Source organism: Bradyrhizobium sp. SZCCHNR1015 (genome assembly GCF_032489875.1).
In the GTDB taxonomy this organism is placed as follows: Bacteria; Pseudomonadota; Alphaproteobacteria; order Rhizobiales; family Xanthobacteraceae; genus Bradyrhizobium.
This window is the reverse complement of record NZ_JAUEYW010000002.1, coordinates 415638-437185: the sequence shown is the minus strand read 5'-3', so window position 1 is coordinate 437185 and position 21548 is coordinate 415638. Positions and strand designations below refer to the sequence as shown.

Annotated in this window: 19 protein-coding genes; 15 read left to right on the top strand and 4 right to left on the bottom strand. The window is 65.7% G+C overall.

Features of this window, described 5'->3' with window-relative positions; translation table 11 throughout:
• Positions 1-9: 9 nt before the first annotated feature.
• From QX128_RS05700 to QX128_RS05690, 3 genes are all read right to left on the bottom strand, one after another.
• Positions 10-231, bottom strand: a complete 222-nt coding sequence (locus tag QX128_RS05700; protein ID WP_315802022.1) for a hypothetical protein — start codon at positions 229-231, stop codon at positions 10-12.
• On the bottom strand, positions 228-1499 hold the full coding sequence (locus QX128_RS05695) for a serine hydrolase domain-containing protein (RefSeq protein ID WP_315802021.1): 1272 nt from the start codon (positions 1497-1499) through the stop codon (positions 228-230). The genes QX128_RS05700 and QX128_RS05695 overlap by 4 nt, the downstream gene beginning before the upstream one ends.
• Before the next feature lie 119 nt (positions 1500-1618).
• Positions 1619-2839 carry an ABC transporter substrate-binding protein gene (locus tag QX128_RS05690; RefSeq protein WP_316217790.1) on the bottom strand — a complete coding sequence of 407 codons (1221 nt, stop codon included), beginning with the start codon at positions 2837-2839 and terminating at the stop codon, positions 1619-1621.
• 283 nt (positions 2840-3122) lie between these two features.
• Between QX128_RS05690 and QX128_RS05685 the strand changes: the two genes are divergently transcribed.
• Together QX128_RS05685 and QX128_RS05680 are read left to right on the top strand one after the other, a co-directional pair.
• Positions 3123-3815: a TetR/AcrR family transcriptional regulator gene (locus tag QX128_RS05685; protein ID WP_315802019.1), complete on the top strand. Its 693-nt coding sequence runs from the start codon at positions 3123-3125 to the stop codon at positions 3813-3815.
• A 55-nt stretch (positions 3816-3870) separates the two neighbouring features.
• Entirely contained in the window at positions 3871-5916 is a 2046-nt protein-coding gene (locus QX128_RS05680) for an acetoacetate--CoA ligase (RefSeq protein WP_316236895.1), read from the top strand.
• Positions 5917-5937: 21 nt separating this feature from the next.
• On the opposite strand, the gene QX128_RS05675 is transcribed toward QX128_RS05680, so the two are convergent.
• Positions 5938-6843: a ribonuclease Z gene (locus QX128_RS05675; RefSeq protein WP_316236894.1), complete on the bottom strand. Its 906-nt coding sequence runs from the start codon at positions 6841-6843 to the stop codon at positions 5938-5940.
• A gap of 253 nt (positions 6844-7096) precedes the next feature.
• On the opposite strand from QX128_RS05675, the gene dinB reads away from it, so the two are divergent.
• The 13 genes from dinB (at position 7097) to QX128_RS05610 (ending at position 21315) form a co-directional block, all read left to right on the top strand.
• Positions 7097-8203 carry a DNA polymerase IV gene (gene dinB / locus QX128_RS05670; RefSeq protein ID WP_316236893.1) on the top strand — a complete coding sequence of 369 codons (1107 nt, stop codon included), beginning with the start codon at positions 7097-7099 and terminating at the stop codon, positions 8201-8203.
• Positions 8204-8367: 164 nt separating this feature from the next.
• Positions 8368-9189 carry a sulfurtransferase/chromate resistance protein gene (locus QX128_RS05665; protein WP_316217793.1) on the top strand — a complete coding sequence of 274 codons (822 nt, stop codon included), beginning with the start codon at positions 8368-8370 and terminating at the stop codon, positions 9187-9189.
• Complete coding sequence (gene chrA, locus QX128_RS05660) at positions 9186-10577, top strand: chromate efflux transporter (RefSeq protein WP_315802015.1); 1392 nt, start codon at positions 9186-9188, stop codon at positions 10575-10577. Before QX128_RS05665 ends, chrA begins: the two co-directional genes overlap by 4 nt.
• 116 nt (positions 10578-10693) lie before the next feature.
• The gene (locus tag QX128_RS05655; RefSeq protein ID WP_316236975.1) at positions 10694-11362 is read left to right on the top strand and encodes a Crp/Fnr family transcriptional regulator; all 669 of its coding nucleotides are present in this window, start codon (positions 10694-10696) and stop codon (positions 11360-11362) included.
• A gap of 89 nt (positions 11363-11451) precedes the next feature.
• A complete protein-coding gene (locus QX128_RS05650; protein ID WP_315802014.1) occupies positions 11452-11655 on the top strand; it encodes a DUF2892 domain-containing protein in 204 nt (67 codons plus the stop codon).
• Between the two features lie 69 nt (positions 11656-11724).
• Positions 11725-12627 (top strand): MBL fold metallo-hydrolase, encoded by a 903-nt coding sequence (locus QX128_RS05645; RefSeq protein WP_316236892.1) that lies wholly within the window; start codon positions 11725-11727, stop codon positions 12625-12627.
• Positions 12628-12778: 151 nt separating this feature from the next.
• The gene (locus tag QX128_RS05640; protein WP_316236891.1) at positions 12779-13120 is read left to right on the top strand and encodes a hypothetical protein; all 342 of its coding nucleotides are present in this window, start codon (positions 12779-12781) and stop codon (positions 13118-13120) included.
• A gap of 178 nt (positions 13121-13298) precedes the next feature.
• Positions 13299-15413, top strand: coding sequence for a protein-disulfide reductase DsbD family protein (locus QX128_RS05635; RefSeq protein WP_316236890.1), 2115 nt, complete (start codon positions 13299-13301; stop codon positions 15411-15413).
• The gene (locus tag QX128_RS05630; RefSeq protein ID WP_316236889.1) at positions 15410-16048 is read left to right on the top strand and encodes a DsbA family protein; all 639 of its coding nucleotides are present in this window, start codon (positions 15410-15412) and stop codon (positions 16046-16048) included. The genes QX128_RS05635 and QX128_RS05630 overlap by 4 nt, the downstream gene beginning before the upstream one ends.
• Positions 16049-16315: 267 nt before the next feature.
• Positions 16316-17218: a LysR substrate-binding domain-containing protein gene (locus QX128_RS05625; RefSeq protein ID WP_316236888.1), complete on the top strand. Its 903-nt coding sequence runs from the start codon at positions 16316-16318 to the stop codon at positions 17216-17218.
• 135 nt (positions 17219-17353) lie between these two features.
• Positions 17354-18295, top strand: a complete 942-nt coding sequence (gene kdgD / locus QX128_RS05620; RefSeq protein WP_316236887.1) for a 5-dehydro-4-deoxyglucarate dehydratase — start codon at positions 17354-17356, stop codon at positions 18293-18295.
• Positions 18296-18457: 162 nt separating this feature from the next.
• Positions 18458-19813, top strand: a complete 1356-nt coding sequence (gene gudD / locus QX128_RS05615; RefSeq protein WP_316236886.1) for a glucarate dehydratase — start codon at positions 18458-18460, stop codon at positions 19811-19813.
• Positions 19814-19866: 53 nt separating this feature from the next.
• Positions 19867-21315, top strand: coding sequence for an aldehyde dehydrogenase family protein (locus QX128_RS05610; RefSeq protein WP_316236885.1), 1449 nt, complete (start codon positions 19867-19869; stop codon positions 21313-21315).
• Positions 21316-21548: the final 233 nt, after the last annotated feature.

Sequence of the window (21548 nt, the reverse complement as noted above, 5' to 3'; positions counted from 1 at the left end):
CTGTCGACTTCAGTCGATCGATCGATGCGCATGATCGCGCAATTTGAAGAAGCACTGAGCAGAATAACGGCCGGATGACAAGCTCGGCATGAGATGAAGCCGTGTTTGCCGCTCCGGCAATGGGCCGGCGAGCAGCTCACCGCCGATCGGACGTTTCATCGAGCGGAATGTGGCGTCCACATCGTGGACATATTCTCCCATCTCTCGGAGATGACGGCACTTGCCGGTCATGTCGCTTGTTCCACAATGTGGGACAGCGCGGCGTAGGTTCCCCGCTGATAGACGGGAAGAGCACGGCGGCCGGCAGCGCCCCGCCCAGTGGCAATCGTGGCCCCCGTCCCCGCCGAGACCGGCACGTGATGCTGAATCAGATAGATCATGATCAGGTCATTGACCGGATCGGCCTGCCACCAGGTGCCGAAGATGCCGGGCCAGGTCATCGAGCCCGGTGCGCCACAGGCATAGGGATTGCCGACGGCCTCCTCGGCGATCGCCAGTCCGAGCCCAAATCCGGAGGTCTGCCACAGCGGCATGCCGGCGAAGGGTATCTGGCGCTGCCCATCGGTCAGCCGATTGGTTCGCATCAGATCCACAGTTGCAGGCCGCAGCAACCTGACGCCGCCCAGCTCGCCTCCTCCGAGCAGCATGCGCGCGAACCGATGGTAGTCCGGCGCGGACGAGATCAGCCCGCCGCCACCCGGCGTATAGGCCGGCGGCTCGTCATACATGACCGGCTCGACCTTCGCGAGCCGCCCCGTCGTCTCGTCATATCCGTACAGGCTCGCCAGGCGATTTCGCTTGGCGAGCGGCAACCAGAAATCGCTGTCGTCCATGCCGAGCGGCGCGAAGATGCGCTCCTGCAGTACCTGCCGGAACGGCTTGCCTTCGACCCGGCCGATCAGGAAGCCGAGCACGTCGGTCGAGTGGCCGTAGTGGAATCGGTCACCGGGCTGATAGGCCAGCGGTAGCGCGCCGAGCGCCGCGAGCCATTCGTCCGGCGTCGAACGGTTCATCGCGGGATCGCCGAGCGCGCGCTCATAGGCGACCTTGAGCGGGCCTTCCGAGAAGAACGCGTAGGCGATGCCCGAGCGGTGCGTGAGCAGATCCTCGATGGTGATCGCGCGCTGGGCGGGCACGGTCTCGTCGAGCGGGCCGACGGCGTCGCGCATGACCCGTAAATCGGCCAGCTCTGGAATCCACTGGGAGACGGGGTCCGCCAAGGCGATCCTGCCTTCCTCGACCAGCATCATCGCCGCCACCGAGGTGATCGGCTTGGTCATCGACGCGATCCGGAACAACGTATCCGGGCGCATCGGGCTGTTCGTTTCGACGTCCCGCCAGCCGATCGTCTCGGCATGAACGATCTCGCCGCCGCGCGAGGTGAGAGACACGATGCCTGCGAGCTCGCCGCGATCGACGAATTCGGCGAGCGCCGGGCCGATCGCTGCAAGCGCCGCAGGATCGAAGCCCCGGCGGCGGCGGACGGCTTCACTGATCATGAGCGGCGCTCCGACGGACAGGGTTCAGCTTTCGGCGCCGGCCGGCGCGGATGACGGAGAGACAGCTGGGCATCCTGGCGCGCAAGCGACGCCCGGACAGGCCATGGCCGACGAGAGGATCAGTCCGCCTTGAAGTCGTCGGTCAGGATCGGACCCGAGATGATCCAGCGCTGACCGTCGAATTTCATCATCTGGAATTGCTTGCTGATGCGGTAATCGTCGGGCGTTGTCGTCACCGACATTCCAGGCAGCCCGAGATCGGGAACGAAGCCCTTAATGTTGGTCGCCTGCTTCATGATGTTGGCGCGCGTCAGCTCGTCACCGCATTGCCTGAGGATGTGGACGAGGAGAGCGGCCGTCGAGTAGCCATAGGTGGCGAAGCCGCTGTTGGCGTCCTCGCCGGGCGCGTATTTCGCCATGAACGCCTTGTAGCGCTTCATGCCCTCGTCATCGGCCCATTGCGGATCGAGCGGATCCTTGCCGTAGGCGACCGAGATGATGTCCTTGGCATTCTCGAGCCCCGCGGGCACGAGCACCTGACCGACCGCCGTCGCGTTGACCTCCAGGATGTGGACGGGCTTCCAGCCAAGCTCGGCGGCCTTCCTGATCGATTGCGCCGCGAATTTCGGCGTCGACATGTTGTAGAACAGATCGGCACCCGACGCCTTGAGCGTCACCAGCTGGGAATCGATCGTCGGGTCGGACAGCTCGTAGGACAGCTCCTTCACGATCATGCCGGCCTTGGCGCCGAGCCCGTCCTTCAGCCCCTTGACGTAATCTTTGCCGAGGTCGTCGTTCTGATACAGGATGCCGATCTTCGCGTTCGGATGGTTCTCCAGAATATATCTTGCGTAGATGTGCGCTTCCGACTGGTAGTTCGGATTGGCGGAGATCGTCCACGGATAGTTCTTCGGATCGGTGAAACGGGACGCTCCACTTCCCGCCAGAAGCTGCGGGACGCCCTTGCCGTTCAGATATTTCTGGACCGCGGCGTTCGGCGGCGTGCCGATGATCTGGAACGTGGTCAGCACCTCGTCGCTTTCGACCAGCTTGCGCACCTGCTCCACCGTCTTCGGCGGACTGTAGGCGTCGTCATACTGGATGAGGTTGATCTTGCGCCCGTTGACGCCGCCCTGCTCGTTGATCATGCGGATATAGGCCGCTTCCGCCTTGCCGATGGACCCGAAAGCAGAAGCCGGCCCGCTGAGCGGGTTGGTCTGGCCGATCTTGATCTCGGTGTCGGTGGCGCCGACGTCGTATGTCTTCTGCGCGAACGCCGGGGCTGAAAGGGCCACGCCGAGCATCAGCACGGCAGCCGCCGTCGACTCGATCCGTATCATGTGTCCTCCCGTGAGCGGCTGATCCATGGCCAGCCGATTGTCCTTGATGATGTCAGCGCGCGACCAGACTGGCAGCGCGCTGCCCGCCGCCCGACCGTCGACCGCTATCCATCAGGTCTCCGAGACCTACCGTCCGGCCGGCCGCCGGTCAAGTTCATTCATTTAGCACTAAATGAAAATGTTGGAAGCCCGAAGTCCCGCTTGACCGGGCGCGCCCACCCCCTCATCGTCAAAATGACAACGGCGCCGTTCCTGTGCGCGCCGATCAGGGACCACGGAGAGCATGCCAGCAGAGCCGAAGCCCGAGGGGCGCCGCACGCGCGCGGAACAGCGCGCGACGACGGTGAAGCTCATCCTCGACACCAGCGAGGAGCTGTTCGCGCAGCTCGGCTATTTCGGCGTGACGATCAAGGATGTGGCCGACAGGATGGGCATCCATCCTGCGCTGATCCATTACTACTTCGAGGGCAAGAAAGCGCTGTTCGACGCCGTGTTCGAACGCCGCATGGAATACGCTGTCACGGTGCGCACGGCCGGGCTGGATGCCTACGAGGCCAAGGTCGGAGATCGCCCGACCGTGGAAGGCGCGCTGCGTGCCTATTATGACGGCGCGTTCGACGTCTACGTCAACGAAGAGGACAACTGGCGGCACTTCGGCCGCATCTTCGCGCAGGTCGCGAACGCGCCGGGCTATGGCGTGGAGATGATGGACACCTATCTCGATCCGCTGGTGCTGCGTCTCATCGGTCTGCTGCAGAAGGCGCTGCCCGACGCCAGGCCCGAGGATCTGTTCTGGAGCTTCCAGTTCACCTCCGGCGCGTACTCGCTGATCCTGTCACGGACCGGCCGCATCGACCGCCTGTCCGGCGGTCTATGCAAGTCCGACGATTTCGTGGCCGTCCGCGAGCGGTTCGTGACCTTCATGGCCGGAGGCTTCAACGCGCTCTACAAGCGGCGGAAGCAGAAGTCGAAATGAGCGCCTCGGCGTCTCCCATCGGTCGATGCACGCAAACAACCAGCCGGAACCAATGATGACAGCTCCCTATATTCCGCAAATGGCCCTCTATCGCCAGTGGCTGAAGGATCATCGCGGCCTCCACTTCGAAAGCTTCGAGAAGATGCGGCAATGGTCCATCCTCGACCTCGACGGATTCTGGCGCAGCATCTGGGACTATTATGACCTGCAGTCGCCGACCGCGTTTTCGACCGTCCTGGGCAAGCGCACGATGCCGGGAGCGGTCTGGTTTCCGGGCGCTTCGGTCAACTACGCCCGGCAGGTATTTCGTCACGTCGAAGCCGCCGATGCGGCGGGCCTGCCCGCGATCGTGAGCAGTCACGAGGACGGCCGGTTCACTGAGACGACCTGGCCGGAGCTTCGGCGAAAGGCTGCCGCCCTGGCGCTGCATCTGCGCGAGCAAGGCGTGGCGCCCGGCGACAGGGTCGCCGCCTATCTGCCCAATATCCCCGAAGCCATGATCGCGTTTCTCGCTGCCGCGAGCATCGGCGCAATCTGGAGCGTTTGCGCGCCCGACATGGCCGCGCCCGCCGTGATCGACCGGTTCAAGCAGATCGAGCCCAAGGTGCTGATCGCCTGCGATGCGGTCACCTATGCCGGCCGCCGGCACGATCGCCGCGATGTCGTCGAGGAGCTGCGCCGGTCGTTGCCAACGGTCGGTCACGTCGTCCTGCACAGCGACGATGCCGGCGCGCCGGTCGCCGGGGGCGTCCATCTCTCGGATGTCCTGTCACGAACAGGCCCTGGCGTCGATGCCTTCGAACCGGAGTGGCTTCCGTTCGATCATCCGCTCTGGATCGTGTATTCGAGCGGCACCACCGGATTGCCGAAACCGATCGTGCATGGTCACGGCGGCATCATCATCGTCACGCTCGCGCTGCTTGGGCTGCACAACGACATCGGCTGCTCCTATCAGCCGAATTCGTTCGGCGAGCGCTATCACTGGTACAGCTCGACCGGCTGGATCATGTGGAACAACCAGGTCGGCGCGCTTCTCAACGGCACCACGTGCTGCATCTTCAACGGCAGCCCGGCCGGGCCCAAGGATCATCCGGACTGGACCACACTGTGGCGGTTCGTGGCGAACTCGAAGTCGACCTTCTTCGGCGCCGGCGCGGCGTTCTTCGCGAGCTGCGTCAAGGCGGACATCAACCTGGCCGACGCGGGCGATCTGTCCCGACTGCGTTGTCTCGGGTCCACCGGCTCGCCGCTCAGTGCCGACACGCAGGCCTGGTTCGATCAGCGGTTCGCGGAGCTGTCGCGGGTCAATGGCAGCCGGGCGCAGGCGCAAATGTGGTGGTCCAACATCTCCGGCGGCACCGACTTCGCCGGCGCCTTCATCTGCGGCAATCGCGAATTGCCGCAGGTGCCCGGAACGATGCAATGCCGCGCACTCGGCGCGGCCGTCGAGGCCTTCAATGACCAGGGCGAGCCTGTCATCGGCGAAGTCGGAGAGCTCGTCTGCACCGCGCCGATGCCGTCGATGCCGCTGCGGTTCTGGAACGATTCGGGGAATGCGCGCTATCTCGCGAGCTACTTCGACGCCTTCGAGGCGCGCGCGGGCGGGCCGGTCTGGCGACATGGCGACTGGCTCAAGGTCAATCCGGATGGCTCCTGCATCATCTATGGCCGCAGCGACGCGACCATCAATCGCCACGGGCTGCGCATGGGAACGAGCGAATTGTACTCGGCCATCGAGGCGCTGCCGGAGATCCTGGATTCGCTGGTCGTCGATCTCGAATATCTCGGCCGAGACAGCTACATGCCGCTGTTCGTGGTGCTGCGCGACGGTGTCGCGCTCGATGCGGTGATGAAGCGGAAGATCAACATGGCGGTCGAAGCCGGCCTGTCGCGGCGCTTTGTGCCCGACGAGATCTTTGCGGTGGCCGAGATCCCGCGCACCTTGTCCGGCAAGAAGCAGGAGCTGCCGATCAAGAAGCTCCTGCTCGGGCAGCCGCTCGACAAGGTCATCAACCGCGACGCCATGGCCAATCCCGGTTGTCTCGACTGGTACATCGCGTTCGCCCGGAGCCGTTTGCAGAGCGGCTCAGGCGCGACATAGCAGACGCGCCCGAGCGAACAGCTAGACCATCAGCCGATCGAAATCGATCGCAACACGGCTGTTGGTAAAAATCTCCCGCGCCTCGCCGAGGATCTCCTCGTCGGGATAACGGCCGGAGATGTGGTTCAGGACAAGCAGCCCGACGTTGCTCGACGCCGCGAGCCCGGCAGCCTCCGCGGCCGTCAGGTGGCCGTAGTCACGAGCCATGGCCGAATCCCGCCGGAGAAAAGTGGCCTCGATCACGAGCATGTCCGCGTCGCGAACATGCTCGTGCAGACCCTCGGTCGTTCCAGCATCGCCGACGATGACGAGCTTTTTCGGTCCCTGCGGAGGCCCCAGAACATCCTCCGGATCGATGGTTCGTCCGTCCTCCAGCGTGACCGGCCGGCCCTCCGCCAATGCCTTCCGCACGGGCCCATCAGGGACCGCGAGCGCCGCCAGACGGTCTGGCAGCAGATGGCGGCGAACTTGACCTGCAAATTCGAAGCCGAAGCTGTCGGTGTCGCGGTGCCGGACGGGAAAGCAGTTGATCGTAAACTCGCCGGCATCGAGAACCGTCCCGCGCCCGAGCGGAACGAGCTCGAGCGGGATCGGCGCGCGGCCCTCGCCCCACAGCCCCGCGAGCATTCGGACCACGACATCGAGCGTGTCGGGGCCGCCGTGTATGCGCATAGTGTCAGCGCTCCTGCGCAGCCGCAGGGTGGAAAACAGTCCGGGAATGCCGAGGACATGGTCGAAATGGCCGTGGGTGAGCAGGATCCGATCGAGCCGGCGAAAGCCTGCCCCACTGCGGAGCAGCTGACGCTGGGTCCCCTCGCCGCAATCGACGAGAATACGATGCCGGCCTGCTCGAACGAGAAGGGCTGGATGGTTGCGGTCCGCCGACGGAACGCTCGCCGAGGTCCCCAGGAAAGTGAGCTCGAACATCACAGCCGCTTCAGGCCCATGGTCGCAGCGTCGTGAGCGGCTTTGACGACAGGTCCCGGCTGCGCTGCTTCGTCTCAATCACGGTCGGCGATCCCTTTTCTCATGAGCGTGTTTCCCTCGTCGCCGATGAAAGGCTGTGAGGGAGAGGGACATGTGAGGGAGAGGGACATCGCAACGTCCTTGTAAGGGACGTTGCTGGTAGCCAGCACTCGGCTGTGCAGACTTCATCGCCTCGCTCTGATAGAGCTTGACCATGCCAAGCTCCGGTCCGGAACAGGATGCCGCACCGCCGGCAACCCGCAAGATCATCCACATCGACATGGATGCATTCTACGCGTCGGTCGAGCAGCGGGACAATCCCGAGCTGCGCGGCAAGCCCGTGGCCGTCGGAGGCTCCCGCGAGCGCGGCGTCGTGGCAGCCGCAAGCTACGAGGCTCGGGCGTACGGCGTGCGCTCGGCGATGCCGTCGGTGACGGCAAAACGCCAGTGTCCGGACCTGATATTCGTCAAGCCTCGCTTCGAGGTCTACAAGGCCATCAGCCAGCAGATCCGCGCCATCTTCGCCCAGTATACGCCGGTCATCGAGCCTTTGTCGCTGGACGAGGCCTATCTGGACGTCACCGAAAATCTGCAAGGCATTCCGCTGGCACGCGACATCGCCTTGCAGATCCGGGCCAAGATCAAGGCCGAGACCGGACTCAATGCCTCCGCGGGAATCTCCTACAACAAGTTCCTCGCCAAGCTTGCCTCGGACCATCGCAAACCCAATGGCCAATACGTCATCTCGCCGGAGATGGGTCCGGCCTTCGTGGAGGGGCTGCCGGTCGGCAGGTTTCACGGCATCGGCCCGGCGACCGCCGCGAAATTCAACGCGCTCGGAATTCATACCGGGCTCGACATCCGCAATCAGACCCTGCCCTTCCTCCAGCAGCACTTCGGCAAGGCCGGCCACCACTACTATTGGATCTCGCGCGGCATCGACAATCGCCCGGTCCGCGCCAATCGCATCCGCAAATCAGTCGGCGCCGAAAATACCTTCTCGACCGACCTGACCGACTTCGAGCCGATGCTGGCGGAGCTGCAGCCGCTGATCGACAAGGTCTGGCAGCATTGCGAAGCCAGCGGCAACCGAGGCCGGACGGTCACCTTGAAGGTCAAGTTCGCGGACTTCGACATCATGACGCGCAGCAGGTCCGTCGCCAACCTGGTCGCGAGCCGGGAGGACCTGGCACGCTTGTCCATTGCTCTCCTGCAGAGCGAGATGCCCCTGGCCAAGCCGGTGCGCCTCCTCGGCGTTTCGCTGTCATCCTTGCAGCAGCACGACACCGGCGTGGACGCCCAGCTTCCCTTGCTGATCTGAGGCGGGTCGGCCCCGATAGCGATCGCGACGGTCCCCGATCGTTCCAGCAACGCGACGGGTTGACAGCCGAACAACCGAGCGCTTTATTCTGCCGCACGGGGATGTGCGATCTCCCCGCGAGGCGACATGCCCAAGAATCGCGTCCTGGTCACCAAGGGCGCAGCATGTCATCATCATATACGTCCATCTCACCCGAAAAATTGTCTCGACTGATCGGCACGGCGGCCGCGCCGGCGCTCGTCGACGTGCGTATCGACGAGGATTTCGCCGCCGACCCGCGCCTCATCCCCGGCGCCGTCAGGCGTTCGCATCTCGATGTCCAGCAATGGGCGCCGAGCTTCACCGGCCAATCCGTCATCGTGGTCTGTCAGAAAGGCAAGAAGCTCAGCGAAGGCACCGCAGCCTGGCTCCGGTGCAGCAACATCGCGGCCGAGGTCCTCGACGGCGGGCACGTCAGCTGGAGGGAGGCGCAGCTCCCGACTGTGCCCGCGAACAGGATTCCCGCGAGGGACAGCCGCGGCCGCACGGTCTGGGTCACGCGATCACGTCCGAAGATCGACCGCATCGCCTGTCCATGGCTGATCCGCCGCTTCGTCGACCCCGCCGCGGTCTTCCTGTTCGTGACACCGGCCGAGGTGGAAGCGGTCGCCGAGCGCTTCCAGGCCACGGCCTTCGACGTCGAGAACGTCTTCTGGAGCCATCGCGGCGAACTTTGCACCTTCGACATCATGGTCGAAGAGTTTGGCCTGCGGACGCCGGCATTGGAGCGACTCGCCACGATCGTGCGCGCCGCGGATACGGCGCGGCTCGATCTGTCTCCCGAGGCTCCCGGACTGCTCGCGGCTTCACTCGGGCTGTCGCGAATGTACGACGACGATCTGGAGCAGTTGAGCGCAGGGCTTCTGCTCTACGACGCCTTCTACCGCTGGTGCCGCGACGCCACCAAGGAGGCGCACAACTGGCCGAACAGCAAGGTGAAGTCATGACGGACATCGCAGCATCGCGAAAACCGGTTGCGGCCGAGCACACCCATGGCATCTCCTTCAATGACGCGCTTCTGGTGTGGATCCGGGTGGCCTGTCTGAGTTTCGGCGGCCCCGCCGGCCAGATCGCGGTCATGCATCGCATCCTCGTCGAGGAGAAGAACTGGATTTCGGAGAGCCGCTTCCTGCATGCGCTGAACTACTGCATGCTGCTGCCGGGACCCGAGGCGCAGCAGCTTGCGACCTATATTGGCTGGCTTCTGCATCGGACCACCGGCGGCATCGTTGCGGGCACGCTCTTCATCCTGCCGGGCATTTTCGCCATCATGGGCCTCAGCTACATCTATGCAGCCTATGGCCATGTCGGCGTCGTCGACGCCTTGTTCTTCGGCCTCAAGGCGGCGGTGCTGGCGATCGTGATCCAGGCCGTGGTCCGCGTCGGCAAGCGCGCGCTACGCAATCGGATCATGATCGGACTGGCGGCGGCGGCGTTCGTCGCGATCTTCTTCTTCGGGGCGCCGTTTCCGACCATCATCATTGCCGCCGGAGTCATCGGCTTCGTCGCTGCCCGCCTCGGCCGGCCGGAGTTCGCAGCCCTCGAGCACGGCGGCAAGAACGCCGGCGCGATCGACAGCATGCTCGGCGAAGCCGTGCCGGATCACGTCCGTCCGAACGCGTCGCGCGCGCTGCGGGTGGCGGCCGTCTGGCTCGCGATCTGGCTCGTCCCCGTCTTCGCCCTGCTGACCCTGCTCGGGCCGAACGACGTCTTCGGTCAGATCGCGATCTTCTTCAGCAAGATGGCGATGGTGACGTTCGGCGGCGCCTACGCCGTGCTCGCCTACGTCGCGCAACAGGCCGCGGAGTACTATCACTGGGTTGCTCCGCGCGAGATGCTCGACGGCCTCGGCATGGCGGAGACGACTCCCGGTCCCCTGATCATGGTCGTCCAGTTCGTGGGCTTCATGGCCGCGTTCCGCGGGGCGAGCGGGCTGTCTCCCATGCTCGCCGGCACACTGGGCGGACTGCTGGCGACGTGGGTGACGTTCGCGCCCTGTTTTCTCTGGATCTTCGTCGGCGCCCCCTACATCGAGGCGCTGCGGGGAAACAAGGCGCTCGCCGGCGCGCTCTCGGCGATCACGGCCGCCGTCGTCGGCGTGATCCTCAATCTCTCGATCTGGTTCGCGCTGCACACCCTGTTTCGCGAAACCTTTCCGATCCATGGATTCGGCCTGTCATTCGACGCGCCGCTGCCGGCGAGCATCGATCTGCCGGCCGTCGTCCTGTCGATCGCGGCGGCGACCGCCATCTTCCGCTTCAACATGGGAATGCTCGTCGTCCTCGCCGCCTCGTGCATCGCGGGCATGCTGATGCGCGTTGCAGGCGCCATCTGAGCGCTGTGACGGCCGCTGGATGCGCTAGCGCCGATCCGGCGTGTCCCATCGCTCGACCCGCTCGCGGTCCTGTGGCAAATTTGGGCGATGCCGATGGGGCGCAGCCGGATGTGGTAATGTCGTCGAAGCAGGACTGGACGCTCGCTTTCCCGCCGTTGCGACAACTGCCGGAGGAGATCTTCGCGCAGTTGCGCGAGGCCAGCCTTATCGTCGAGCTTCCGGAAGGCAGCCGGATTTTCGGCCCCGGTCAGGCGCCGGATTCCTTTCTGCTGCTGCTGGACGGGACCATCCGCGTGCAGCAGACGTCCGAGTCCGGCCGCGAGATCGTGCTCTACCGCGTCCAGGCAGGCGAAAGCTGCGCGCTGACCACGGCCTGCCTGATGGGTTACGAGGAATACCAGGCCGAGGGGATCGCGGAGACCCGGATCCGTGCCGTGGCGATCCCGCGCGCGCTGTTCGACCGGCTGATCGCCAGCTCGCGTGAATTCCGACAGTTCGTCTTCACAGCGTTCAGCCGCCGCGTCACCAATCTCTTCCGCATCATCGAGGAAGTCGCGTTCGAGCGGATCGATGTGCGGCTCGCGCAGAAGCTTCTGGACCTCGCCGGGGCAAGGCAGCAGATCGCTGCAACGCATCAGGAGCTCGCCAACGAGCTCGGCAGCGCACGCGAGGTCATCAGCCGCCAGCTCAATGAATTCGCGCGGCGCGGCTGGTTGCGAATGGCTCGCGGAATCGTCGAGATCACCGACAGACCGGCGCTTGTCCACCTGGCCCAGCATGGCTAGGAACCGGCGTCTCTTGGTGACTTAGTTACATACCCGCGCTGTGTCCCGCTCTATCGTCTGCATCATCGCAAGCCAAAGGGGAGCGCGACATGACACAGAACATTGGCAAGATCGACCGGCTGCTCAGGATCATCGTCGGACTGGCGATCCTCAGTCTGACGGTCGTAGGACCGCACACCCTGTGGGGCCTTCTGGGCCTGATCCCGCTCGGCACCGCACTGATCGGCTGGTGCCCGCCCTACGCGATGCTCGGCATCAATACATGCGGAACGAAATCCAATTCGATGTCTTAGACCGCGCAGGACGACAAACGCGCCGTGGGCGGCGATGCCGCCCCGGAGCCAAATCGTGGAGCAGCAGCCATGTCCTATCGAATCGATTCCTATCCAATCGATCTCCGCATGCAGCCGAAGGTGGCCGGATTTTTCGATCCTGACACCAGCACGATCAGCTACGTGGTGAAGGACCCGTCATCGCCGTCCTGCGCGATCGTCGATCCCGTCCTCGACATCGACTACGCGGCCGGCCGAATCAGCACACGCTCCGCCGACATGCTGATCGACTACGTGAAGATCAACGGCCTCAGGCCGGAGTGGCTGATCGAAACGCATGCGCATGCCGACCATCTCTCCGCTGCGCCCTACATCCAGGACAAGCTCGGCGGCAAGATCGGCATCGGCGAACATATCCTGACCGTGCAGGAGACCTTCGGCAAGGTCTTCAACGAGGGCACGGAGTTTCGCCGCGACGGCAGCCAGTTCGACCGGCTGTTCAAGGATGGCGACACCTATCAGGTGGGACAGATGACGGCCTTCGTGATGCACACGCCCGGCCATACGCCGGCCTGTGCCACACATGTGATGGGCGATGCCGCTTTCGTCGGCGACACCTTGTTCATGCCGGACGGGGGAACGGCGCGGGCCGACTTTCCAGGCGGCAATGCGCGCACGCTGTACCGCTCGATCCGGAAGATCCTTGAGACGCTGCCGCGCGAGACCCGGCTGTTCATGTGTCACGACTATGCCCCCAACGACCGTGCGGTGCGCTGGGAAACGACCGTCGGCGAGGAGCGGCTCCACAACATCCACGCCAGAGACGGAATGACCGAGAGCGAGTTCGTCGCGCTCCGCGAGGCCCGCGACAAGACGCTTGGCATGCCGCGCCTGATCATTCCATCGCTGCAGGTCAATATCCGCGCCGGACATCTGCCGCCGGCGGATACGACGGGAAAGACTTTCCTGAAAGTGCCGATCAACGTACTTTGAGAACCACTCGCCTTGCTCACGCGATGCCGGTTTGGCCGCAGGTTCGCGGCGTCACGAAGATGTCAGTTGCCAAGAGCGGCCGGTCTGCGCGACCAGTCCAGACTGGAGACGATGGTCCACGATGAGGCGTGCTGAACTTGAGATGCCCGCGATGACACGCCGCCTGATAGCGGCGCTGATCGCGCTCGTCTTGAGTCTGGCGCCTCTGCTCGGAACCTTCGAGGCTGCAACGGCCGATGCCGGCGCCGGTGCGCTCCAATGGTCCCGAACGACCACCAGCGCGCCCAAGCCCTGCAGGAAGGCCGTCATCCCGGGCATGGTCAACACGTGTCCGTTTGCCGCGGCAGGTCTGACCGCCGTCCCGGCGAGCGACAATGCGGCGGCACAGCCGGTTGCCGCGTCCCGGACGCTGTCCTGGCGCCCCTATGACGAGGCGCTGACGACGCAATGCGACGCGTCCTCGCCCTACCGTCCCCCCTGTCGCCACGCCTGATCCTTCCGTCGTCATCGGCTCGCGGGCCGCGTAACGTCGTGACTTGAGCGGACGAATATCCACCATCGATCGTGCGTCGTGCAGGTCGGCTTAAGGTGCCCATTGCCAGGCGCGCCTTGCGCCGGGTCGCGCAGCGCAACTGCCACCGCAACGCACGATCAGCGCGCGGGAGATCATCATGTCCATCCGTCATCTTGGCCGGCTCGCATGGCTGCTCGGCCTGCTCCATCTTGCGGCGACGACCGCTGTCGCGGGCGAATTGCGACCGCAGGCGAACGTCGACACGCGCCTGCTGGTCGGCGACGTCACGCGAGCAGACGGCGGCCCGGCCGCGGCATGGGCCGGACTGGATGTCAGGCTGGATGCAGGCTGGCACACCTATTGGCGCTCGCCCGGCGACGCCGGCGCGCCGCCCGAATTCGACTGGACCGGCTCGCGCAACGTCGCCGATGTCACCGTCGAATGGCCGGCGCCGAGCCGCTTCAGCGAGCAGGATATCGACACGTTCGGCTATGCCGAGCACGTGCTGTTTCCGTTGCGCGTGCGGCTCGAGGATGGCGCGGCGCCCGCGCATCTCACGCTGAAAACCGTGCTGTTCGTCTGCTCGGTCATCTGTACCCAGCAGGAAGCCCATCTCGAGGCCGACATCCCCGCCGTGTCGCGCCGGCCGAACGATCAGGCGCTGATCGACGAATGGCGGCAGAGCGTCCCGCGCGCGAGCTCGCCCGGGCTTTCCATCACGGCGTTGCGCATCGATCGGCAACCAAAGCCGCGCCTGCTGCTCGAGGCGCATGCGACGCCGCCACTGCACGCGCCCGACGTCTTCCTTGATGGGAACGACGCCGTGTCCGGCGGCCGTCCCCAGGTGAGCCCGATGTCGGACGGCGGCGTCCGGATCACCGTACCGGTGCAAGGCCTCGATCAGGCCGGTCCGGTGCAACGTCTGCGGGTCACCCTGGTCGATGGCGATCGATCGATCGAAGCCATGCTTCCGGTGGATGCCGATCAAGCTGCTCGCGCTTCTGCGGCCAAAGCAGCCACAGCGGCACCGCGTCCTTCGGCGGCATCGATCTGGGCCATGCTCGGCGTGGCCCTGCTCGGCGGCTTCATCCTCAACTTCATGCCATGCGTGTTTCCGGTGTTATCGTTGAAGCTCGTTTCGCTGGTCGATCACGATCCCGCACGCGCGCCCTCGCCGCGCCGGGCATTCCTGGCGACGGCGGCCGGCATCGTCGCCTCATTCGTGACCCTTGCCACCGTCCTCTCCGCGCTCAAGGCCGCAGGCGCCGAAGTCGGCTGGGGCCTGCAGTTTCAGCAGCCAGCTTTCCTCATCGCGATGATCATCGTGCTCACCGCATTCGGTGCCAACCTGCTCGGCCTGTTCGAGATCGGCCTGCCGTGGTGGATCGCCGGCCGCCTTGGCAACGCCGCGAGCCACAGGACGATGGCAGGTCATGCCATCAACGGCTTCGTCATGACGCTGCTGGCCACGCCGTGCTCGGCGCCGTTCGTCGGCACCGCCGTCGCCTTTGCGCTGTCGCAGGCCGCGCCGCAGATCCTGCTGGTGTTCACCACGCTCGGGCTCGGCATGGCAGCGCCCTATCTGTGTCTGGCCGCAGCGCCCGGCCTCGCCGCTCTCTTCCCGCGGCCCGGCCGCTGGATGCTGAAGCTGCGCGCCGTCGCAGCGGCCGCGATGGCGGCGACCGCGCTATGGCTGCTGACCGTGCTCGCCGACATCAGTGGCCCGGCGACTGCGGCCGTCCTCGCCGCTGCGCTGCTGGTCCCCACGCTGATCATGGCGGCGCTCCGTTTCCCGTTGCGGCGAACGATCGCTGGAGCCGGCCTCGCCGGCATGATCGGACTGACGCTGATCGCCGCCACCTCCATCAAGCAGCCGGATGGCGGAAGCCGACCGGCCGGAATCGCCTGGCAGCCGCTGGTACCCGCCGAGATCGCGGCGCAGGTGCGCGCCGGTCGCACGGTCTTCGTCGATGTCGGCGCCACCTGGTGCGTCACCTGCAAGGTGAACGAGAAGCTCGTGCTCGACAGCGCGGCCGTACGCGCTCGCCTTGCGTCGGATGTCGTTGCCGTCAGGGGCGACTGGACCTCCTCCAGCGACGCGATCGCGACCTATCTGCGATCCTTTGGCCGGTACGGCCTGCCGTTCAACATCGTGTTCGGCCCGGGGGCTCCCACCGGCATCCTGCTCCCCGAGCTGCTGACGTCGCGGATCGTACTGGACGCCATCGACAACGCATCGACCATCCCTCATCAGGAGAAAGACAAGACATGACCACGAAGACCTTTGCCGCATCGATCGCCATGCTTCTGCTGTTGACTGCGGCCATCCTGCCGATCCAGGCCCGCGCCGAGGACGACGACACCGACATTCTGAGCGAGGCGCGCATCCTGAACGATCCCGCCATCCCCGCTGTCGGCAACGCCGAGGGCGACATCACGATCGTCGAGTATTTCGACTATCAGTGTCCGTATTGCCGCAAGATCAGCCCGGAGCTCGCCAAGGTGGTTCGCGACGACGGTCACGTCCGCCTCGTCTTCAAGGATTGGCCGATCTTCGGCGGCGCCTCGATCTACGCGGCCCGCCTCACCCTGGCAGCGAGATATCAGGACAAGTTCGCCGAGGCGCACGAGGCGCTGATTTCGCTGCACGACAAGCTGTCGGAAGCCAAGGTCGATGCTGCGCTCAGCGGCGCCGGGATCGATCTTGCCCGCGCCAAGGCCGACCTCGCGGCCAAGCACGCCGACATCGACGCCGTGCTCGCGCGCAATCACGAGCAGGCCACGGGCCTCGGCTTCCGCGGCACGCCGGCCTTCATCATCGGCCATTTCCGCATTCCCGGCGTCCCCAATGCCCAGGCTTTCAAGCAGGCCATTGCGGATGCCCGCGCGGCTGCATCCGCCAAGTGAGCGGGACCGCTGACGCCCGCCATGCACAGCCGGCTGCAGCGTCGCACCCAAAAGGCAAAAGGCGCGGCACAGTGGCTGGTGCATAGGAGAGGGTGACCTCGTTCCAGGCGTTCGAGCGAGGTCCTGGTGCGGTCGCCGGCGCGGTCTGGCCGATCTCGTATCGGTGAGGCGGTCGCCGCGGCCGCTGATCCCGCGGACATTCCCACTGCCCCAAATCGATGCTACCAAGCCCGGATCGCCCGCCCGATCCATGCCGAGGACGCATCGATGTTCGACCTCAACCAGCTGCGCTGCTTCGTCACCGTGGCCGAGGAGCTGCATTTCGGCCGCGCCGCGATCCGGCTCAACATGACGCAGCCGCCGCTGTCGCGGCAGATCCAGGTGCTGGAGCACATCATCGATGCGGTCCTGCTCGAGCGCACCAGCCGCTCGGTGAAGCTGACGCCGGCCGGACGCAGCTTTTTGCCGGAGGCACGGCGCATCCTGAAGATGGCAGAGAGCGCGGCACAAGTGGCGCAGCGCATCGCCAGCGGCAAGAGCGGCTCGCTCAAGATCGGCTTCACCGCCGCCGCCGCCTACAGCTTCCTGCCCGACCTCGTCGCCGCCTGCCGCAGCGAGCTTCCAGAAGCCGATCTGTCGCTGAAGGAAATGGTCTCCGGCGACCAGATCGAGGCGCTGGCCTCCGGCCAGATCGATGCCGGCCTGCTGCGACCGCCGATCGCGCGCCCGGAATTCGCCACCCGCCGCGTCGTCGCCGAGCCGCTCTGCGCCGCGCTGCCGCGCCGCCATCGTCTCGCCTCCGCCGAGAGCGTGTCGATCCGTGATTTCGACGGCCAGAACTTCATCATGTATTCGCAGACCGAGGCGCGCTATTTCCACGATCTCCTGGTGTCGCAGTTCATGCGCGCCGAGGTGCTGCCGCGCTACGTGCAGCATCTCAGCCAGATCCACTCCATCCTGGCCATGGTGCGCGCCGGCCTCGGGCTTGCGATCGTGCCCGAAGCTGCATCCAGCCTGAAGATCGCCGATGTCCGGCTGCGGCCGCTGAAGCTGCGCAACCCGACGCCGGCCGAGCTGTTCCTGGTCTGGCGGCGCGAGCACGACAATCCGCTGCTGCCGGCACTGGTCGATCTAGCCGGCAATCTCGCCGTCAAGCCGGTCGAGGATTGATACCCGATCCACATCAATCAATACCGTCATTGGCTTGGACCGGCATCGAACTTGGTCCTACGACATCGCCCGGGGGAATGCGCGCCGGCGCCTGCCGCGCCCCGTTCCCAAGGACATTCGTGAAGGACCCGCGCGATGAGCAAGATGACCCCGACGGAAATGGCTGCGAAGATCGGCAGCGGCCTGCTCTCGTTCCCCGTGACGCCGTTCAAGGCCGACTATTCGTTCGACGAGGCCACCTATCGCGCCAACATGGACTGGCTGTGCGGCTATGAGGTCGCAGGCCTGTTCGCCGCCGGCGGCACCGGCGAGTTCTTCTCGCTGACATCTGCCGAGGTGCCCCAGGTGGTCAAGGTCGCGGTCGACGAGACCCGTGGCCGCGTGCCCGTGCTGGCCGGCACCGGCTATGGCACGGCGATCGCGCGCGAGATCGCCATTGGGGCCGAGAAGGCCGGCGCCGACGGCCTGTTGCTGCTGCCGCCCTACCTGATGCATGCCGAGCAGGAGGGCCTCGCCGCCCATGTCGAGGCGATCTGCAAGTCGGTCGAGATCGGCGTCATCGTCTACAATCGCGACAACGCGATCCTGCAGCCGGACACCCTGGCACGGCTGTGCGAGCGCTGTCCGAACCTGGTCGGCTACAAGGACGGCATCGGCGACATCGAGCTGATGACCCGGGTCTACAGCAAGATGGGCGACCGCCTGACCTATATCGGCGGCCTGCCGACCGCCGAGACCTTCGCCCTGCCCTATCTCGACATGGGCGTGACAACCTACTCCTCGGCCGTGTTCAACTTCGTGCCGGAGTTCGCGACGAACTTCTATGCCGCAGTGCGCAAGCGCGACCACGCCACCATCCATGCCGGATTGAAGGATTTCATTTTGCCGCTGATCGCGATACGCAACCGCAAGAAGGGCTACGCGGTCTCGATCATCAAGGCCGGCATGAAGATCATCGGTCGCGATTCCGGCCCGGTCCGCCTGCCGCTGACCGACCTGACCGAAGCCGAGATGGCCGAGCTGACCGCGCTGGTGAAGGCGCTGCCGACGACGGCGGTGAGCCAGGCGGCGGAGTAAAGACGAAGCTGCGACGCTTCTCCTCATCTTGAGGAGCCTGCGCAGCAGGCGTCTCGAAGGATGAGGCCACGGCTGGGGCCTCATGGTTGGAGACGGCGCTCTGCGCCTCCTCACCATGAGGGAAAGCGGCGCCAAGAACGAGAGACGACAAAGGAGGAGCACATGAGTCACGACGCCACCCGCACCGGGATCTCCGGCGCGCCGGTCGTCACCGGCATGGAGGTCATTCCGGTCGCAGGCCGTGACAGCATGCTGCTCAATCTCAGCGGCGCGCACGGGCCGTTCTTCACCCGCAACATCGTCATCCTCGCCGACAATTCCGGCCGCACCGGCGTCGGCGAGGTGCCCGGCGGCGAGAAGATCCGGCAGACGCTGGAGGATGCGAAGAGCCTGATCGTGGGCCAGAGCATCGGCGCCTGCAACACGATCCTCGCGACGATGCGCACGACTTTCGCGGACCGCGACGCCGGCGGTCGCGGCAAGCAGACGTTCGATCTGCGCGTGATGATCCACGCGGTCACGGCAGTCGAGTCCGCACTGCTCGACCTGCTCGGCCAGCATCTCGGCCTCCCGGTCGCGGCGCTGCTCGGCGAGGGCCAGCAGCGCGCTTCCGTCGAGGCGCTCGGCTATCTCTTCTTCATCGGCGACCGCAGGAAGACCGACCTGCCCTATACCACCGGCGAGGGCGAGAAGGACGGCTGGTTCAAGCTCCGCCACCAGGAGGCGATGACGCCCGAAGCGGTGGTGCGGCTCGCCGAGGCGACGCACGAGGCCTACGGCTTCGTCGATTTCAAACTGAAGGGCGGCGTGCTCGCCGGTGAAGCCGAGATCGACGCGGTGACCGCCATCGCCAAGCGCTTCCCGCAGGCCCGCGTCACGCTCGATCCCAACGGCGCATGGTCGCTGGATGAGGCGATCCGGCTGTGCAGGGACATGCACGGCATCCTGGCCTATGCCGAGGATCCCTGCGGCGCCGAGGCCGGCTTTTCCGGCCGCGAGATCATGGCCGAATTCCGCCGCGCCACCGGCCTGCCGACCGCCACCAACATGATCGCCACGGACTGGCGGCAGCTCAGTCATGCGCTGCGCCTCGGCGCGGTCGACATTCCCCTGGCCGATCCCCATTTCTGGACCATGCAGGGCTCGGTGCGCGTCGCCCAGACCTGCCGCGACAATGGCCTGACCTGGGGTTCACACTCCAACAACCATTTCGACATTTCGCTGGCGATGTTCACCCATGTCGCCGCCGCAGCTCCAGGCAAGGTCACGGCGATCGACACCCACTGGATCTGGCAGGACGGCCAGGCGCTGACCAGGCAGCCGCTGCAGATCAAGGCCGGCAAGATCGCGGTGCCGGAGCAACCCGGGCTCGGCATCGACGTTGACCGCGACGCCATCGAAAAGGCTCATGCGCTGTACAAGAGCCACGGGCTCGGCGCACGCGACGACGCCGTCGCAATGCAGTATCTGATCCCCGGCTGGACCTTCGACGACAAGCGTCCCTGTCTCGTGCGATGACGGGGGCGATCGGTTAGATTGTCCGAGCAATCGCGCAAAGTCTGGAGAACAACATGAACGCGATCCTCAAGAATTTCATCGCCGGCGAATGGGTCGACGGCAGCGGGGTGACCCGCAACATCAACCCCTCGAACACCAACGACGTCGTCGGCGAATACGCCAAGGCCGACAAGGCGCAGACCGAAAAGGCGGTCGCCGCCGCCAAGGCCGCCTTCCCCGCCTGGTCGCGCTCGACGCCGCAGGAACGCTACGACGCGCTGAACAAGATCTCGGCGGAGATCCTGTCGCGCAAGGAAGAGCTCGGCCGCCTGCTGGCGCGCGAGGAAGGCAAGACCCTGCCGGAGGGCATCGGCGAGGTCGCCCGCGCCGGCCAGATCTTTGCATTCTTTGCCGGCGAGGCGCTGCGCCTCACCGGCGAGAAGGGCGCCTCGGTCCGTCCCGGCCTCGACGTCGAGATCACCCGCGAGGCGGTCGGCGTCGTCGGCATGATCACGCCCTGGAATTTCCCGATCGCGATCCCGGCCTGGAAGATCGCGCCCGCGCTCTGCTACGGCAACACGGTGGTGTTCAAGCCGGCCGAGCTGGTGCCCGGCTCCGCGCATGCGCTGTCCGAGATCATCGCCCGCTCCGGCCTTCCCGCCGGCGTCTTCAATCTCGTCGTCGGCTCCGGCTCGGTGGTCGGCCAGACCTTGCTCGAACACCCGGACGTCGCCGCCATCTCCTTCACCGGCTCGGTCGGGACGGGGCGCAAGATCGCGCAGGCCTGCGTGCTGTCGAACCCGATGAAGAAGTTCCAGCTCGAAATGGGCGGCAAGAATCCGCTCGTCGTGCTCGACGACGCCGACGTCAAGGTCGCGGTCGAAGCCGCCGCCAACGGCGCCTATTTCTCCACCGGCCAGCGCTGCACGGCCTCCTCGCGCCTGATCGTCACCGAGGGCATCCACGACAAGTTCGTTGCCGCGCTGACCGAGCGGCTGAAGGGCCTCGTCGTCGACGACGCCGTCAAGCAGGGCACCCATATCGGCCCGGTGGTCGACGGCAATCAGCTCGAGCAGGACCAGCGCTATCTCAAGATCGGCCAGGACGAAGGCGCCAAGCTGACCTGGGGCGGCGAGCTTCTGAACCGCGAGACCCCCGGCTTCTACATGCAGCCGGCGCTGTTCACCGAGGCCACCAACACCATGCGCATTGCCCGCGAGGAGATCTTCGGACCGGTCGCCTGCGTCATCCGCGCCAAGAACTACGACGAGGCGCTGGCGATCGCCAACGACACCGAGTTCGGCCTCGCGGCGGGCGTCTGCACCACCAGCCTGAAATACGCCTCGCATTTCAAGCGCAACAGCGAGGCCGGCATGGTGATGGTCAACCTGCCGACCGCCGGCGTCGACTACCACGTCCCGTTCGGCGGCCGCAAGGGCTCGAGCTACGGCGCCCGCGAGCAGGGCTCCTACGCGCGCGAGTTCTACACGACGGTGAAGACGGCCTACACCTTCCCGGTGTGAGCCCTCATCATTGCGAGCGAATGAGATCGCGGCAGAGGCCGTCTGCTCCCTCTCCCCGTTCTTACGGGGAGAGGGCTGGGGTGAGGGGCAGCCGCACGGACAGTCTCCGCGGCGAGCCCCCCTCACCCGGATTGCTTCTCCGATGCAATCCGACCTCTCCCTGCGGGAGAGGTGAAGAGAGAGCTGTAGGGTAGGCAAAGGCGCGACAGCGCCGTGCCCACCGACAGTCGACC